The following is a 15,215-nucleotide window of genomic DNA, read 5'->3' as shown; positions in this document are numbered from 1 at the left end:
CGCGAAACCGCAACCTGACTCTAGTGTCATACCCATGGCTGGTTCGATACTTGGTACAGAGGTTCGTCGGCTCGAGGATCCCGAGATCCTTTTGGGCAAAGGGATCTACGTCGGTGACATAACACAGGACGGGATGGCGTACGTCGCCTTCACGCGTTCGACGGTCGCCCACGGCACGATCACGTCGATCGATACGAGCGAGGCCGAGGGGATGCCGGGCGTCCTGAAGGTGTACACGGCGCAGAATCTCGGCGTCGAGCCGTTCGAGCTCGTCTTCCCCGTGGCGAAGCCGCTCGCGCGGCCGCCGCTGGCGGACGGGCGGGTCAAGTTCGTCGGCGAGGCGGTCGCCGCCGTCGTCGCCACCTCGCCGGGGGAGGCGGCCGACGCGGCCGAGACGATCTTCGCCGACATCGAGCCGCTGCCGTCGGTCACTGACATCGAGAAGGCCACCGCGGACGATGCTCCGGTGATCCTCGAGGCCCTGGGCAAGAACGTCGTCACCGGCTACTACGACCCGACGGACCCGCTCGACGACGCCGAGGTCGTGGTTAAGGCCCGGCTGCTGAACCAGCGCGTCGCGGCCGCTCCGATGGAGGCGCAGGGCGTGCTCGCCGTGCCGCCGAAGGACGGCGAGCCGCTGACCGTGTACGCAAGCTCCCAGGGTGCGCACTGGGTCAAGGGGATGATCCAGGGCGCGTTCGGCCTCGCCGACGACCAGGTTCGGGTGATCACCCCCCAGGTGGGCGGCGCCTTCGGCGCGAAGTTCAGCCTTCCGCACGAGGGCGCGGTCGCGATCAAGGCGGCCATGGACCTGGGCCGCCCGGTGCAGTGGATCGAGACCCGCTCGGAGAACTTCACCGGCATGCCGCACGGCCGCGCGCAGCTGCAGTGGGTCGAGATGGGGTTCAAGAAGGACGGCACCGTCACCGGCCTGCGGTGCCACGTGATCGGCGACGGCGGCGCCTACGGCGGCTTCGGCGGCGGGCTCTTCGGCTCGACGAAGATGATGGCGCAGGGCGTCTACAACATCCCGAAGATCGCCTTCTCCGCGGCGTTCGTGCTGACCAACACCACGCAGACCGGTGCCTTCCGCGGTGCGGGTCGCCCGGAGGCGACGGCGCTGCTGGAGCGGCTGATGGACATGGGGGCCGCCGAGCTGGCGATGGACCCGGTGGAGATCCGCCGCAAGAACTTCATTCCGCCGTTCACCGAGCCGATGTCGACGATCGTCGGCGCCCCCTACGACAGCGGCGACTACGCCAAGCCGCTGGAGAAGGCGCTCGAGGTCGCCGGCTACGACGAGCTGCGGGCCGAGCAGGCCGAGCGGCGGCGTCGTGGCGACCGGGTGCAGCTCGGCATCGGCGTCAGCGCGTACGTCGAGATCACCGCCGGCCTCGGTCCGAGCGAGTGGGGCAGCGTGACGGTCGAGGACGACGGCAGCGCGACCATGCGGGTCGGCACGGCGTCGCACGGCCAGGGTCATCACACCGCCTTCGCGATGCTGGTCTCCGAGCAGCTCGGCATCCCGGTCGAGCAGGTCAAGCTGGTGCACAACGACACCCGCGAGGTGCCCCAGGGCTTCGGCACCGGCGGCTCCCGGTCGCTGCAGGTGGGCGGCAACGCGGTGCGCAACGCCGCGGTGGAGGTGCTGGCGCGCGCCAAGCGCCTGGCCGCCGAGAAGCTGGAGGCGAACGCCGACGACATCGTCGTCACCGACGACGGCGGCCTCGGCGTGGCGGGTGTCCCCGGGCAGTCGGTCGGCTGGGCCGAGCTCGCCGCGCTGGCCAAGCGCGACGGCGGCGAGCCGCTGGAGTGGGCCGGGGTGTGGGACGGTCCCGGACCGTCGTTCCCCTTCGGCGCCCACGTCTCGGTCGTCGAGGTCGACCTCGACACCGGCCGGGTGACGCCCCGCCGGCACGTCGCGGTCGATGACTGCGGGCGGATCCTCAACCCGATGCTGGTGCGCGGTCAGCAGCACGGCGGCATCGCGCAGGGCCTCGCGCAGTCGCTGTTCGAGGAGGTCGTCTACGACGAGGACGGCAACCCGGTCACCGTCGCCCTCGGCGACTACGGCGTGCCGTCCGCGGCCGACCTTCCCGAGTTCACCGCCATCAACACCGAGACCCCCGCTCCGGGGAACCCCATCGGCGCCAAGGGCATCGGCGAGTCCGGCACGATCGGCGCGACGCCGGCCGTGCACTCGGCGGTCATCGACGCGATCTCCTACCTCGGCGTCCGGCACATCGACATGCCGTGCACGCCGGAGAAGGTATGGCGTGCGGTCGCCCAGGCCGAGGCCGGCGAGAAGGCGCAGATCTGGAGCGATCCGCCGGCCTTCTTCACCGGTCTGGACCAGGTGCGGGCGACCGAGCCCGGTGGCGCGGAGGCCGTGCAGGCCTGAGCTAGGCGAGCCTGCGGGCCCGCAGCACGATGTCGTCGACGTGGTGCTGCGGGCCCGTCGCGGTGTGCGGCCGCGGCCGCCTCTCGTGCGTCTCGAGCACCCAATCGGCGGACGTCGTGATCGCGGCCGCGATGTTGTCGGTGCTCAGGTAGGCGTCGGGATCGAACGGCACTCCGCCCTCGTGGCCGCGCGCCGCCTGGCGCATCGGCTCGGGGTCGTGCGCGACCACCAGCAGGGTGCCGCCCGCGGCAACGGCGCTCATCAGGTTGCCGGCCGCACGATCGTCGGGGGTCCGCGGGATCGACGCATAGTGCGCCGTCACGAGGTCGAAGCCGCCGCGCCGGAACGGGTCGACGGCGTTGGCGTCGGCGCGGACGCACGCCACAGCGACGCCGCGGTCCGCGGCGTGCCCGGAGAGCCGGGACAGCGCCGCGGTCGAGATGTCGGTCGCGGTGACCTGCCACCCGCGCTCGGCGAGCCAGACGGCGTCGCCGCCCTCCCCGGCGCCCACGTCGAGGGCCCGTCCGGGACGCAGCCCGGAGACCTCGGCGACCAGCGCGCCGTTCGGCCGTCCGCTCCACATCTGGCCTGTCGCGTAGCGGGCATCCCAGTCCTCCGCGGTGGCCGAGCGGCGCGCCGCGTCCGCGATGTCCTCGTTCGCCAGGGAGTAGGCGATCGCCGCGCCCACCTTCGAGCCGTCGGCAGCGGCCTGGAGCACCTGCTGGCCGGGGTCGACGAGATTGCCGGCGGCGTACAGCCCGGCGACCGACGTCTCGCCCAGGGCGTCGCGCTCGACCACCTCGCCGAGGCCGCTGGGGTGCGCGGTGGTGCGCGGCCCGAGGGCCGCGAACGGCTCGATGCGCGGCGCGAAGGCGCTGCTGATCGCGACGGCATCGGCGCCCAGCACCGTGCCGTCGCCCAGCTCCACCGCGGTGAGCCTGCCGTTCTCGCTGAGGACCCGTCGCGCGACGGCCTCGACGATCCGCACGCCGGCGCCGCGCAGCGCCCCGAGCTCCTCGGCGGCTCTGTCGACGCCGGGGTGCAGGACGAGGGTGTGGCGGTCGGTCAGCTGGCGGAACAGTGCGGCGGTGTGCAGAGCCGCCGGGTGGTCGGCGATCTGCACGACACGTCGGTCCCGTACCTCGTAGCCGTGGCAGAAGGGGCAGTGGATGACGCTCGTGCCCCAGTGCTCGGTGAGTCCGTCGATGGCCGGCAGCCGGTCGACGATTCCGGTCGCGGCGAGCACCCGCCGGGCGATGATCGCGTGCCCGCCCTGCGTGGTGACGCGGAAGGCGCCGTCCGCGAGCCGCTCGGCAGTGATCGCCCGCCCGGAGAGGATCTCCGCGCCGTACCGGCGCAGGTCGTCGCGCCCGGCGGCGAGCAGCTCCGTCGGCGGCCGGCCCTCGTAGCCGAGATAGCTGTGCAGGTGCGTGGCGGGCGCGTTGCGCGGCTCGCCGGAGTCGATCAGGAGCACCGCGCGGCGCTGTCGCGCAAGCTGCAGCGCACCGGCGAGCCCGGCAGCGGAGGCGCCGATGACGGCGACGTCGCAGTGCCGGTCGATGTGGGAGACGGTGTGGTTCGGCATGCATACCAGGCTATGATCGACCGACAGATCCGCAAGGCTCCTTGCGGGATCCGCAAGGAAGTGGGCGCAGCATGGCGGAGAGCGATGTGGTCGAGCAGGCGGTGCGAAGCCGGTTACGCAGCCTGCGGACGACGCTGGGGATGTCGCTGGACCAGGCGGCGGCGGCGGCGCGATTGAGCCCGTCGACCATCAGCCGCATCGAGACCGGCAAGCGGGCGATCAGCCTGGACGTGCTCGTCCCGCTCGCCCGGGCCCTGCAGGTGGATCTCGACACGCTGCTCGACGTCAGCGCGGACGACGACGTGATCATCCGGCCGGTCGCCCATCGCGCGGGCACGCGAACGACATGGATGCTGAGCCGGTCGACGGGCAGCACCGTGGCGATCAAGATGCGCCTCGAAGAGGCTGATCGGATGCCCCCGCAGCGGGTCCACCCGGGTCACGACTGGTTCGTCGTCATCGAGGGCCGGATCCGGCTCCGCCTCGGCGAGCGCGAGATCGTCGTGGAGACCGGAGAGGCAGCGGAGTTCGCGACGATGACGCCGCACGCCTTCGCGGCCCTCGACGGACCGGCGGAACTGATCATGATCTTCGGAAGGGACGGCGAGCGGGCCCACGTGCACCGCGCGGATGCGGCCGAGTGAGCACGCCGTGAGGGAGCGCACGCCGCGGCGGCGGACGACGGCGCGCGGAGGCAAACGCATATAGCGTCGATCGGACCCACCCCAGCCAAAAGGGAGAGCGATGACCAAGCAACAGCGAGCACTTGTCGCGGTGACCGACTTCGGTGTCGAGGAGCCGGAGCTGCTCACGCCGGTCGGCAAGCTACGGGCCGCCGGCGTCGAGGTGACCGTCGCGAGCGACAGCGGCAAGACCATCCAGACGGTCCAGGGCGACAAGGACTGGGCGTCGACCTACGAGCCGGACTCGGCGCTGGACGACGTGAGCGCCGACGACTTCGACGTGCTGGTGCTGCCGGGCGGGACCGTCAACGCCGACAACGCCCGCGGCAACGAGCAGCTGCAATCCCTGATCAACGCCTTCGCCTCGGCCGCCAAGCCGATCGCGGCGATCTGCCACGCCCCCTGGACGTTGATCGACGCCGGGCGCGCAGAGGGCAAGAAGCTGACCTCGTATCCCAGTCTGCGGCTGGACCTGCAGAACGCCGGCTCGACCTGGGTCGACGAGGAGCTCGTGCGCTGCACCGCGAACGACTGGGTGCTGCTCACCTCGCGCAATCCCGATGACCTGGATGCCTTCTGCTCCGGAATTCTCGACGAGCTCGGGACTTGACCGAGGCGGTCTGACGACGAGGCCCGCGGAACCGACTGGTTCCGCGGGCCTCGCGATTCGCTGCGCTGCGGGCGATCAGGCCTTGGACTCCGCCTTCTTCGCCGCGCTGCGCTCCGTGCGCTCGCCTTCGGTCGACAGCGTGCCCGACGCGTCCTCGAGGTGCGCGCGGATGAACCACTGGTACTGCTCGAGCTCCGCGACCTGACCGATCAGCATGTCCTCGGAAATCGGATCGATCTCGCCGACCTTCTCGATCGCCTTGCGGAAGTCCTCCAGAACGCCGGTATACACCAGATCCAGCGCGCCAAGATGCTCCATCACATCGGCCCGCATGATGTCGTAGTCGTCCCAGGAGCGATCGCGCACGAGCGCGCCGGGGGTGCCGACGGGGGCGACGCCCAGGGTCGCGATCCGCTCGGCCACGACGTCCACCATCGCCCGGACACCGGCGATCTGGGGGTCGAGCATGGTGTGCACGCCGATGAACGTCGGGCCGACGACATTCCAGTGCGCGTGCTTGAGCGTTAGCTGCAGGTCGTTGAGCGCGTGCAGCCGGCCCTGCAGCTCGGCGGCGACGGCGTGCCCGTCCTTGAGGCTGAGTCCCGGTACGGTGAACGTGTTCTTCCTAGCCATGCTTCCTCCTGGATGATCGGCGACGCCGACGCGTCAATCTGCTCACGCTGCGGTCGGCGGACCGCGAACGCGGTCTCTCGGGCCACCCTATGACAGCTTGCTGCGGCGGTGCCGCGCATCGGCCTAGGCTGGTCGCGAAACGGCTGGAAAGGTGAATCGCATGACCGACGCGGACGTCACGCTGAACCCCGAGCAGAGCTCGCTGCTGGCACTGATCGCCCGGTGGGACGGCAGCACGCCGATCACCGCGGGCGACCTCGCCGACCGGCTCGGCTACGAAGAGATCGCCGTCGTGCGCGCGATCGAGGCCCTGCGCGGATTCGGGTACGTGGCGACCGAGCCGAACCCGACCAACCCGGGCCAGCCGGAGGTCATCACCGCCTTGACCGCGGCCGGGCGGGACAGAGTGTCGCGCGTCTAGAGGACACGCCGGACGCGCACTGAAGTGTGAGCAGAGTCACTGCGGATGTGAAGTCGGCATGACGTCACTCCGATAAACTTTCGTTTCACCTGCCACATAGATCTCAGGAAGAACGAATGCGGCTCACTTCAGCGATCGCGGCGGCCTGCCTGCTGCTGCTCGGCGCAGCGACCCCGGCCGTCGCCGGCCCCGTCACGGCGACGACCTCCGCAGCGCCGACATCGCAGCCGGCATCCTCGGCCCCCACGTCCGCTGCTGCCTCGCCCAGCAAGGCCGCGCCGTCCACCGGCGCCGCGCCGTCGTCCGCATCCGGCCCCGCCCCGTCGTCCGCCCCGACGACGACCTCATCCGCCGCGGCGCCCACGTCCCAGGTGGCCACCGCGGCGGCGTCGCAGAACAACAATCCGTACGGCTACCTGTCGTTCTCCGTCTCCCCGGGGCAGATCCATTTCGACGGGTACGCGCTCGATCCGAGCGACTACAACGCCCCCGTCACGGCGATCCTGACGATCAACGGGGACATCGTCGCCTACACGGTCGCCAACCGGCCCTCGCCGCAGCTGTACCCGTACGGCGTGGCCGCGCCGCACGGGCTCAACGGCACGCTGCCAACCAGCCTGGGTGGTGGTACGGCGAGCGTGTGCATGTTCCTGATCAATGTCGGTCCCGGCGCGCACGCCCAGGAGTGCTTTGCGGTCAAGGTCGCCTCGATGTCGCCCAGCGGCGGCGTCTCGGCCACCTTCGACAACCGCGGCAACATCAACATCACGGCGTACGCCTACGATCCCAGCTCCTACACGACATCGCTCGGGGTGTGGCTGGTGGACAACGGCTCACTGAAGGCGGCGACCATCGCCAACGAGCCTCAGCCGAGCCTCGTCCCGTACGGCATCGGCGGTCAGCACGGCGCATCGACGTCGTACTTCGCCGGTACGGCGGGGAAGCACGACATCTGTGTCTACGCGATCAACATCGGCGCGGGGGAGAACGCCTGGGTCGCCTGCCAGACGGTCATCGTGACCGAGACCGGCGGCTTCAACGATCCCCGCGGCGACTTCTCGATCGTCGACGACAACGGCGGGGTCAGCGTGGTGGGCTGGGCCTTCGACGCCAACGCCTACAACCAGCCGACGACGGTGATGTGGACCGTCGACGGTGCGATCGTCACCTACTCGGTCGCCAACCTCGCGTCGCCGTACCTGGGCCTGCCCGGCAATCACGCGACGGTGGCACGCGTGAACGCGCCGGCGGGCAAGCGCTCGGTGTGCATGTTCGTCGGCAATCTCGGGCCGGGCGCCTCACAGCTGGTCAAGTGCGCCGACGTGACCGTGAAGTCCGGATGGACGCTGCCGGTCAAGGATGCCCGGTACACCTCCTGCTACTGCGCGCGCTGGGGGACGTTCCACAACGGCATCGACCTCGCGGCCGCGAGTGGTACGCCGATGTACGCCGCGGCAGACGGCGTGGTGACGTCCGCCGGCCCGGTGAACGGCTACGGCAACCTCATCGTCATCAAGCACCCCGCGAGCGGGACCTACACGGCGTACGCCCACATGTACTCGGTCGGCGTGTACGTCGGCCAGTACGTCAGCATGGGGCAGCAGATCGCCACCGTCGGCGCGTACGGCAATATCACCGGACCGCACCTGCACCTGGAGATGTGGTACGGACCGGATCTCTACCAGGGCCGGCTCGATCCCGCCGTCTGGCTGGCCGACCACGGCGTGCAGCTGCCGCCGTACACGCCATGACCCGCTGCGCCGCGCGGAGCGCCCTCGCCGTCACGGCGATCGCGGCGGCGTCCAGCGTGCTCCTCGCATCGTGCACCACGGGGGCGCCGTCCGCCGACGCACCGGCCACGACGGCACCGGCCGCGGCCTCCTCGGCCACCGGCGCGGAGCCGACGGCGCAGAGCACTCCTGGGGCGCCCTCGGCGGCGCCGACCAACAGCGCGGCGGACGAGGCGCACGGCACCGTGACGGCGACCGGTACCGCCGGACCCCTCGAGCCGGCGCTGCTCGCCGGCGGCGACGTCCCGGGCTTCGCCCAGACGTCCAAGGGCGACCTCGAGCAGGCGGCGGCCCAGGCGGAGTCCGCCTCGGCCGCAACCGCGGCGCTCGCCGTCCAGCCGGCCCAGTGCGAGGCGATCGTCAAGTCGCTCATCACCCGCGCATCCGGCATCTACCAGGCCATGAGCACCGGCGCCGTGCAAGGGTTCGCCTCGAGCACCGGCCAGCTCCTCACCGAGGCCATCGTGAAGGCGCCCGACGCCGCGGCGTACGTCGTCGACGACGCGGGCCTGGCCGGCTGCCCGACCGTGACGGCGACGACCGGCCCGACCCAGGCGAAGATCACCATCGAGCCGCTCTCGCTGCAGCTCGGCGAGGCGTCGACCGGTGCGTTCCTCACGCAGACCGTCAACGTCGGCGGCGGCGCGATCACCACCGTGACCGGGAACGTGTCGATCACGAAGAACGGCACGGTCGTCGCGCTGGCGCTCACCGGTGCCACCGACCAGCCGGCCGAGCTGAAGGCGTTGCTGGCCACGACGGCGCAGAAGGCCTACGCGAAGGCCGAACCCGCGCTGTAGCGGGCTCATACCTCCCGCAGCATCGGCAGGGTCGAGGGCGGCCTATCCGGCCAGGTCGGACTCCGCCGCGGCGAGCGCCCCGGCGATGGTCTGGTCGAGCACCCGGAAGTCGTAGCCGTCGTCGCCCATGGCGCCGACCTGGTAACGATGCCGGACGCCGAGCTGGATGCACGCGCCCCGCCAGCGCTGGAAGGCGACGTAGTAGTCGAGGCGGGAGATGTCGTGGCCGCTCGCCGCGGCGTACCGCTCGGCGACCTCGCGCCGGGTCAGGAAGCCGCCGGCCTGGGTCGGCGTGGACGTCGTCGCGGCGAACGACGACTCGCCCGGCTCGCCCCAGGTGCTGAGCATCCAGCCGAGGTCGGCCATGCAGTCGCCGACGGTCGCGAGCTCCCAGTCGAAGATGGCGAGGATGTTGCCCTGCGCGTCGAACGAGAGGTTGCCGATGCGGTAGTCGCCGTGCGCGATTCCGGTGACCTGCGGCGGTACGTCGTCCACCAGCCGCTGCGCGATGCGCACGACCTGGTCGGTCTCCGGCGGCATCACCGCCTGCACCTGGGCGGTCCAGCGCTCCACCTGCCGGGCGATGTAGCCCGTGGTCTTGCGCGAGCCCGGGACGTCGAGGGTGTTGACGTCGAGGGAGTGCAGCGCGGCGAGCACGTCGGCGGCCTGCTCGCTGGCGTGCTTGCGCGACTCCATCGGAAGCTTCTCGGCGGCTGCCGCGTCGCCGAGGACGATGCCGTCGATGTACTCCATCGCGTAGAAGTCGGCGCCGGTGACGTCGTGGTCGGAGCAGAAGGCCAGCGGCTGCGCCACCGGCACGCCGGTCCCGCGCAGCGCGGAGACGAACTTCCACTCGCGGCTCATGTCGTGCGCCGACTCGAGCACGCTGCCGGTCGGCGGACGCCGCAGTGCCATCTTCGTGCCCGCGGCGTCGGTGACGAGGTAGGTCAGGTTGGACCGGCCGCCCGCGATCAGGGTGAACTCTGCAGGTCCGGTGAAGCCCTCGACGTTGTCGGCGAGCCAGCGGGTGACGGCGTCCCGGTCGATACCGGCGATGGTGGCTGAGTCAGGCATGGCTAGACAATAACCGACCGAACGCTTGCTAGGGACCGGGGTCAGCCGAGCGGCGGCAGACCGCCGGTGGGCCGTCCGGGCTCCTCGACCGCGGCCGCCGCGCGCAGCACCGTGGGCTCGGCGAACGGCCGGCCGATCAGCTGCAGGCCGATGGGCAGACCGGCGTCGTTGAACCCGCACGGCACGGAGGCCGCGGGCAGGCCGGTGAGGTTGCCCGGCGCGCTGGTGCGCACGTAGGCGTTGATGACCGGCTCTCCCGGGTCGCCGGCGAACTCCTGCTGCCCGACGCGCGCCGCGACCTGGGGGAGCGTCGGGGCGGCGATGAGGTCCAGCCCGTTGGCCGCGAACAGGTCGCGCCAGCCGTCCTGCAGGAGGGTTCGCGCGCGTAGCGCCTTGATGTAGTCGGTTGCCAGCACCATCTCGCCGACCTCCAGCAGCAGCCGCACGTCGTGCTCGATGTCCTCGCCGCGCTCGCGCAGGCGTTGCTGGTGGTAGGCGCTCGCCTCGGCGAGGAAGATCGCGTACTCTGCCGGCATGTAGGCGGTCGGCAGCGGAATCTCGACCTCGCGCACCGTCGCGCCGAGTCCCGCGAGCCGCTCGATCGCGGCGCGCACGGCGGACTCGACCTGCGGGTCGACGCCGTCGAAGAAGTAGTTCGTCGGGACGCCGATCGTCAGGTCGCCCACCCCGCCGTCGAGGGCCGCGGAGTAATCCGGCACGGCGACGTCGACGGTGGCCGGATCGCTGCGGTCGTAGCCGGCGACCGCCTGCAGCATCGCCGCGGCGTCCGCGACCGTGCGCGCCATCGGGCCGACGTGGTCCAGCGCCCAGCTCAAGGAGGCGATACCGGTGCGCGACACCCGGCCGTACGTAGGCTTGAGCCCCACGACGCCGTTGACCGACGACGGGATGCGGATCGAGCCGCCGGTGTCGGTGCCGACGGCCAGCTGGCACATCCCGGCGGCGAGCGCCGCGCCCGACCCGCCGCTGGAGCCTCCCGGAATGTGGTCGGTGTTCCAGGGGTTGCGGGTGGTCGGCGTGATCACGCCGAACGCGAACTCGTGCGTGTGCGTCTTGCCGACCATGATCGCGCCCGCCCCCTGCAGGCGCCGCACGATCGCCGCGTCGGACGTCGGGACGTAGTCGCTGCGGCTCTTGCTGCTCGAGGTGGTGGGGACGCCGGCCGTCTCGACGAGGTCCTTGACGCCGACGGTGATGCCGTGCAGCGGACCGCGGTAGTCGCCGCGGCCGATCTCCTGCTCGGCGCGCCGTGCCGCGTCGCGCGCGTGCTCGGCGGTCACGGTCACGAAGGCGTGGACCCGGTCGTCGACCGCCGCGATGCGGTCGAGCACCGAATCGACCAGCTCGACCGGCGACAACGCCTTCGCCTTGATCTGCGCCGCCGCCTCGGTGGCGCTGAGCTCGTACGGCTCGCTCATCACTCCCACCTCGCATCGAACGCGGTGGCGACCGGCGTCTCGGCCAGGTCGAGGTCGTCGAGCTGATCGAACAGCTCGCTGACCAGGTCGAGCATTGGGGCGACGAGCTCGTGCCGGTCGGCGGCCAGCGACAGCCGTGCGTGCGCGCTCAGGTGGGTCAGCGCCGCGCCCGCGGTGCTGGTTCGGGCAGGAAAGTCCACGATGGCCTCCGAGGTGGGGATCGGCGTATCGCGAATCGTGCCAAGCGGCCCGAGACGCCCGCAACCGTAGTTGAAAGTACAAGCACATATACAGTGCGTGGGTGAAGTCTCGCCCCCTGCGGATCGCCTACGTGTCTCTGCATACCTCGCCGACCGACGACCCCGGGACCGGGGACGCCGGCGGCATGAACATCGTGGAGCTCAACCAGGCCGTCGCGCTCGGGCGCCTCGGGCACCGCGTCGACCTCATCACCCGTCGCGCCGATCCGGCGAGCCCCGCGACGTCGCATCTCGCGCCGGGCGTCGCGCTGCGGCTGCTGGACGCGGGTCCGCCGCACGCCATGGCCAAGAGCGCGCAGGAGGCCGTGATCGGCGAGTTCGCCGCCGAGCTGGCGACGCTCGAGCCGTACGACGTCGTCGTCTCGCAGCACTGGATGTCCGGCATCGCCGCGCTGCCGGTGGCGCGCACCTGGGGCGTGCCGCACGCGCAGAGCTACCACTCGATCGCGGCCCCGGTCGGCGCCGACCTGGCGGAGGGCGAGCCGCCGGAGTCGCCGGGCCGCGAACCCGGTGAGCGGCGGCTGGCTCGCGAGTCCGACGCGATCATCGCGATCAGCGAGGCGGAGGCGAGCACCGTGCGCACCCGGCTGGGCGCGCCTCCGGAGAAGGTGCACATCGTGCCTCCGGGGGTGGACCACGACATCTTCCGGCCGGTCCGCGAGCGACGCCACCACCGGTACATCGCCTTCGCCGCTCGACTCCAGCCGTTGAAGGCACCCGACCTCGCCATCCGCGCCCTCGCGGAGGTCGCCCCGGAGCACCGTCCCGAGCTGTGGATCGCCGGCGACGTCTCCCAGGACTTCGCCGACTACCGCGGCAGCCTGTCCACCCTCGTCTCCCGGCTGGGGCTCGGGGGCGCGGTGCACTTCATCGGCTCCTTCGACCGCATGGGGCTGGCCCGGTTCTTCGCAGAGGCGGCGCTCACGGTCGTCCCGTCGTACTCCGAGACGTTCGGGCTGGTCGCCCTCGAGTCGGCCGCGTGCGGCACGCCGGTGATCGCCTCGGGCTCCGGCGGTCTGCGCGAGTCGGTCGCCGACGGACGCTCCGGGACATTGCTGGCGACCCGGGACCCGCAGGCGTGGGGAGCCGAGATCGAGCGGCTGCTGACCGACCGTGCGGCGTACGAGGCGCTGGTCGCCGGAGCGATCGAGCACGCCGCCCACTTCGACTGGGAGCACTCCGCCGACGGCGTCGAGCGCGTGCTGCGATCGCTCGTGGAGCGCCGATGACCGAAGCCTGGGAGTCCGCCCGGCGGGTGCTGATGGTCCACGCGCACCCCGACGACGAGACGCTGGCCACCGGCGTGCTGATCGCCGATCTGGTGGAGCGGGGCGTCACGGTCGGGCTCGTGACGTCCTCGCGCGGCGAGCGGGGCGAGATCGTCGAGGGCGTGCTGGACCCGGGGCAGGTCCAGCGGCTCAGCGCGATCCGCGAGGGCGAGCTGCAGGCCGCCGCGGACCGTCTGGGCATCGCCTGGCGGGCGTACCTCGGCGGCCCGGGCGCTCGCGCACCCGAGCGCCCCGCGCGTCGCTACGAGGACTCCGGGATGCGCTGGGTCCGTCCGGGGCTGGCCGGGCCGGCGGACGACGCGTCCGAGGACGCCCTCACGGCCGCGCCGCTCGAGGAGGTCGCGGCCGACGTGGCGGCCGCGATCGCCGCGTTCGGCGCGGACGTGGTCGTCACGTACGACGCCGACGGCGGATACGGTCACCCCGACCACGTGCGCTGCCACGAGGCGACCGCCGTCGCCTGCCGCACCACGGGCGTGCCGATGTACGTCGTGCGTCGCGAGCCCGGCGACGACGACCCGGTCGTCGTCGACGGTCGGCGCCACCTGGCGCTGGTCCAGCACGCGCTGCGGGCGCACCGCACCCAGCTGACGGTGGTCGGGTCGGACGTCGTGCACAGCGGCGGCCAGCGCGAGCCGATCGTCACCCGGGTCTCGCTACGCCCCTGGTGAGAGCGGCTCAGCCGCGCAGCGGCGCGGCGGTCCGGTCCTTGGCGTAGTCGAGGTCGATGCCCGGCGCCAGCTCGAGCACCTCGAAGCCGTCCCCGGCGACGGCGAACACGCCCAGGTCGGTGTACACCCGGTCGACGACCGTCATCGCGGTGAGCGGGTACTGGCACCGCTCGACGAGCTTGCTGCGGCCCTTCGCGTCGGTGTGCGTCATCGTCACGTACACCTTCTTCGCGCCGACCGCGAGATCCATCGCGCCGCCGACGCCCGGCAGGCGGGACTGGTCACCGGTCGACCAGTTCGCCAGGTCGCCGTTCATCGCGACCTCGAAGCCACCGAGCACCGACACGTCGAGGTGCCCGCCGCGCATGATCATGAAGGAGTCGGTGTGGTGGAAGTACGACCCGCCCTCGAGCAGCGTGATCGGTTCCTTGCCCGCGTTGATGAGGTCCCAGTCCTCGTCGCCGGGCGCCGGGGCCGGGCCCATGCCGAGGATGCCGTTCTCGGAGTGCAGCAGGATCTCCTTGTCGGCCGGCAGCGCGTTGCCGACCGCGGTCGGCATGCCGATGCCGAGGTTCACGTACGCACCGTCCGGGATGTCCTGCGCCACGCGGGCGGCGATCTCGGGTCGGCTCCAGCCGGTCGTCGCGCTCATGCGCCCACCTCCACAACCTTGTCGACGAAGATGCCCGGCGTCACGATGACCTCCGGGTCGAGCTCGCCGAGCTCGACGAAACGGTCGACCTCCACGACGGTGACGGTCGCGGCGCTCGCCATCGTCGGGCCGAAGTTGCGCGCCGCCTTGTGATAGGTCAGGTTGCCCCACCGGTCCGCGAGCCGCGCCTTGATCAGCGCGAAGTCGCCCGGGAGCGGATCCTCCAGGACGTGCACGCGGCCGTTGATCATCCGCGTCTCCTTGCCCTCCGCGAGCTGGGTGCCGCCCGCGGTCGGCGTGAAGAAGCCGCCCAGCCCGGCGCCTGCGGCCCGCATCCGCTCGCTCATGGTGCCCTGCGGCACCAGTTCGAGCTCGAACGCGCCCTCGACCCAGCGCTGGTGCACCCAGTGCGCGTTGTCCACCGAGCGAGGATACGAGCACACCAGCCGGGCGATGCGCTTCTCCCAGATCAAGGTGGCGATCGGGCTGCCGTCGCCACCGGCGTTGTTCGTGACCAGCGTCAGGTCCTTCGCGCCGGAGTCCAGCAGGGCGCCGATCAGGTCCACCGGCATGCCGGCCGCACCGAACCCGCCCAGCAGAATGGTCTGCCCGTCCTTGACACCCTCGAGCGCCTCGGCGCACGAGGCGACTCTCTTGTCGATCGCCATACAGTCTCCTCCGCTCGTCACCGGAAGTTTAGCCTCGCTAAGGACTCGTCTCACAGGCTGCACCTAGAGATCGCTCAGGCCATCCAAAGAGCGCCGGCGGACCGTGAGGTCATGGACACCACACCCCGTCATCCGCAGCCCACCCGCCCGCCCCAGCCCGCCCGGTTCCCGGCCCCGAGCGCGCGCCTGTACGGCGCGGCGCCCGCCGGAGCGCCCACCGCGCCCGCCGCCGGATACCC

15 protein-coding genes are annotated in these 15,215 nt (G+C 71.6%); 8 read left to right on the top strand and 7 right to left on the bottom strand.

The window, feature by feature from the left end; all coding sequences use genetic code 11:
- Positions 1 to 34 precede the first annotated feature (34 nt).
- Positions 35 to 2,401 carry a xanthine dehydrogenase family protein molybdopterin-binding subunit gene (locus tag F8A92_RS03550; RefSeq protein ID WP_153503419.1) on the top strand — a complete coding sequence of 789 codons (2,367 nt, stop codon included), beginning with the start codon at positions 35 to 37 and terminating at the stop codon, positions 2,399 to 2,401.
- A gap of 1 nt (position 2,402) precedes the next feature.
- On the opposite strand, the gene F8A92_RS03545 is transcribed toward F8A92_RS03550, so the two are convergent.
- Positions 2,403 to 3,986, bottom strand: coding sequence for a bifunctional NAD(P)/FAD-dependent oxidoreductase/class I SAM-dependent methyltransferase (locus F8A92_RS03545; protein ID WP_153503417.1), 1,584 nt, complete (start codon positions 3,984 to 3,986; stop codon positions 2,403 to 2,405).
- Between the two features lie 71 nt (positions 3,987 to 4,057).
- On the opposite strand from F8A92_RS03545, the gene F8A92_RS03540 reads away from it, so the two are divergent.
- Both F8A92_RS03540 and F8A92_RS03535 read left to right on the top strand, forming a co-directional pair.
- Entirely contained in the window at positions 4,058 to 4,630 is a 573-nt protein-coding gene (locus F8A92_RS03540) for a helix-turn-helix domain-containing protein (protein ID WP_153503415.1), read from the top strand.
- A 100-nt stretch (positions 4,631 to 4,730) separates the two neighbouring features.
- A complete protein-coding gene (locus tag F8A92_RS03535; RefSeq protein ID WP_153503413.1) occupies positions 4,731 to 5,279 on the top strand; it encodes a type 1 glutamine amidotransferase domain-containing protein in 549 nt (182 codons plus the stop codon).
- Between the two features lie 75 nt (positions 5,280 to 5,354).
- Here F8A92_RS03535 and F8A92_RS03530 read toward each other — a convergent pair whose 3' ends face one another.
- Entirely contained in the window at positions 5,355 to 5,912 is a 558-nt protein-coding gene (locus F8A92_RS03530) for a Dps family protein (protein ID WP_153503412.1), read from the bottom strand.
- Positions 5,913 to 6,072: 160 nt separating this feature from the next.
- Between F8A92_RS03530 and F8A92_RS03525 the strand changes: the two genes are divergently transcribed.
- From F8A92_RS03525 to F8A92_RS03515, 3 genes are all read left to right on the top strand, one after another.
- Positions 6,073 to 6,333, top strand: a complete 261-nt coding sequence (locus tag F8A92_RS03525; protein WP_153503410.1) for a MarR family winged helix-turn-helix transcriptional regulator — start codon at positions 6,073 to 6,075, stop codon at positions 6,331 to 6,333.
- A gap of 116 nt (positions 6,334 to 6,449) precedes the next feature.
- On the top strand, positions 6,450 to 8,084 hold the full coding sequence (locus F8A92_RS03520; RefSeq protein ID WP_153503408.1) for a M23 family metallopeptidase: 1,635 nt from the start codon (positions 6,450 to 6,452) through the stop codon (positions 8,082 to 8,084).
- Entirely contained in the window at positions 8,081 to 8,923 is an 843-nt protein-coding gene (locus F8A92_RS03515; protein WP_153503406.1) for a hypothetical protein, read from the top strand. The genes F8A92_RS03520 and F8A92_RS03515 overlap by 4 nt, the downstream gene beginning before the upstream one ends.
- Before the next feature lie 42 nt (positions 8,924 to 8,965).
- Here the strand turns inward: F8A92_RS03515 and F8A92_RS03510 are convergent, their stop codons facing one another.
- From F8A92_RS03510 to F8A92_RS03500, 3 genes are read right to left on the bottom strand one after another with little or no spacing between them, the layout of a single operon-like run.
- Complete coding sequence (locus F8A92_RS03510) at positions 8,966 to 9,997, bottom strand: phosphotransferase family protein (protein ID WP_153503404.1); 1,032 nt, start codon at positions 9,995 to 9,997, stop codon at positions 8,966 to 8,968.
- Positions 9,998 to 10,038: 41 nt separating this feature from the next.
- Positions 10,039 to 11,436, bottom strand: coding sequence for an amidase (locus F8A92_RS03505; RefSeq protein WP_153503403.1), 1,398 nt, complete (start codon positions 11,434 to 11,436; stop codon positions 10,039 to 10,041).
- Positions 11,436 to 11,636 (bottom strand): hypothetical protein, encoded by a 201-nt coding sequence (locus F8A92_RS03500; RefSeq protein ID WP_153503401.1) that lies wholly within the window; start codon positions 11,634 to 11,636, stop codon positions 11,436 to 11,438. The genes F8A92_RS03505 and F8A92_RS03500 overlap by 1 nt, the downstream gene beginning before the upstream one ends.
- 101 nt (positions 11,637 to 11,737) lie before the next feature.
- Here F8A92_RS03500 and F8A92_RS03495 point away from each other — a divergent pair, with 101 nt between their 5' ends.
- The gene (locus tag F8A92_RS03495; protein ID WP_228389159.1) at positions 11,738 to 12,925 is read left to right on the top strand and encodes a glycosyltransferase; all 1,188 of its coding nucleotides are present in this window, start codon (positions 11,738 to 11,740) and stop codon (positions 12,923 to 12,925) included.
- Positions 12,922 to 13,656 (top strand): PIG-L family deacetylase, encoded by a 735-nt coding sequence (locus F8A92_RS03490; RefSeq protein WP_153503399.1) that lies wholly within the window; start codon positions 12,922 to 12,924, stop codon positions 13,654 to 13,656. Before F8A92_RS03495 ends, F8A92_RS03490 begins: the two co-directional genes overlap by 4 nt.
- A 7-nt stretch (positions 13,657 to 13,663) precedes the next feature.
- Here the strand turns inward: F8A92_RS03490 and F8A92_RS03485 are convergent, their stop codons facing one another.
- Positions 13,664 to 14,308 (bottom strand): 3-oxoacid CoA-transferase subunit B, encoded by a 645-nt coding sequence (locus tag F8A92_RS03485; protein ID WP_153503397.1) that lies wholly within the window; start codon positions 14,306 to 14,308, stop codon positions 13,664 to 13,666.
- The gene (locus F8A92_RS03480) at positions 14,305 to 14,976 is read right to left on the bottom strand and encodes a 3-oxoacid CoA-transferase subunit A (protein ID WP_153503395.1); all 672 of its coding nucleotides are present in this window, start codon (positions 14,974 to 14,976) and stop codon (positions 14,305 to 14,307) included. The genes F8A92_RS03485 and F8A92_RS03480 overlap by 4 nt, the downstream gene beginning before the upstream one ends.
- Positions 14,977 to 15,215: the final 239 nt, after the last annotated feature.

Origin of the sequence: Cumulibacter manganitolerans, assembly GCF_009602465.1 — a bacterium.
In the GTDB taxonomy this organism is placed as follows: Bacteria; Actinomycetota; Actinomycetes; order Mycobacteriales; family Antricoccaceae; genus Cumulibacter; species Cumulibacter manganitolerans.
Note: the sequence above shows the minus strand (reverse complement) of the source record. Positions and strands in the feature narration are given on the sequence as shown.

What these genes read in the sequence shown, in the direction of transcription:
- F8A92_RS03550 (WP_153503419.1), top strand. Translation starts at nt 35, where the DNA reads ATGGCTGGTTCGATACTTGGTACAGAGGTTCGTCGGCTCGAGGATCCC.
- F8A92_RS03545 (WP_153503417.1), bottom strand. Translation starts at nt 3,986, where the DNA reads ATGCCGAACCACACCGTCTCCCACATCGACCGGCACTGCGACGTCGCC.
- F8A92_RS03540 (WP_153503415.1), top strand. Translation starts at nt 4,058, where the DNA reads ATGGCGGAGAGCGATGTGGTCGAGCAGGCGGTGCGAAGCCGGTTACGC.
- F8A92_RS03535 (WP_153503413.1), top strand. Translation starts at nt 4,731, where the DNA reads ATGACCAAGCAACAGCGAGCACTTGTCGCGGTGACCGACTTCGGTGTC.
- F8A92_RS03530 (WP_153503412.1), bottom strand. Translation starts at nt 5,912, where the DNA reads ATGGCTAGGAAGAACACGTTCACCGTACCGGGACTCAGCCTCAAGGAC.
- F8A92_RS03525 (WP_153503410.1), top strand. Translation starts at nt 6,073, where the DNA reads ATGACCGACGCGGACGTCACGCTGAACCCCGAGCAGAGCTCGCTGCTG.
- F8A92_RS03520 (WP_153503408.1), top strand. Translation starts at nt 6,450, where the DNA reads ATGCGGCTCACTTCAGCGATCGCGGCGGCCTGCCTGCTGCTGCTCGGC.
- F8A92_RS03515 (WP_153503406.1), top strand. Translation starts at nt 8,081, where the DNA reads ATGACCCGCTGCGCCGCGCGGAGCGCCCTCGCCGTCACGGCGATCGCG.
- F8A92_RS03510 (WP_153503404.1), bottom strand. Translation starts at nt 9,997, where the DNA reads ATGCCTGACTCAGCCACCATCGCCGGTATCGACCGGGACGCCGTCACC.
- F8A92_RS03505 (WP_153503403.1), bottom strand. Translation starts at nt 11,436, where the DNA reads ATGAGCGAGCCGTACGAGCTCAGCGCCACCGAGGCGGCGGCGCAGATC.
- F8A92_RS03490 (WP_153503399.1), top strand. Translation starts at nt 12,922, where the DNA reads ATGACCGAAGCCTGGGAGTCCGCCCGGCGGGTGCTGATGGTCCACGCG.
- F8A92_RS03485 (WP_153503397.1), bottom strand. Translation starts at nt 14,308, where the DNA reads ATGAGCGCGACGACCGGCTGGAGCCGACCCGAGATCGCCGCCCGCGTG.
- F8A92_RS03480 (WP_153503395.1), bottom strand. Translation starts at nt 14,976, where the DNA reads ATGGCGATCGACAAGAGAGTCGCCTCGTGCGCCGAGGCGCTCGAGGGT.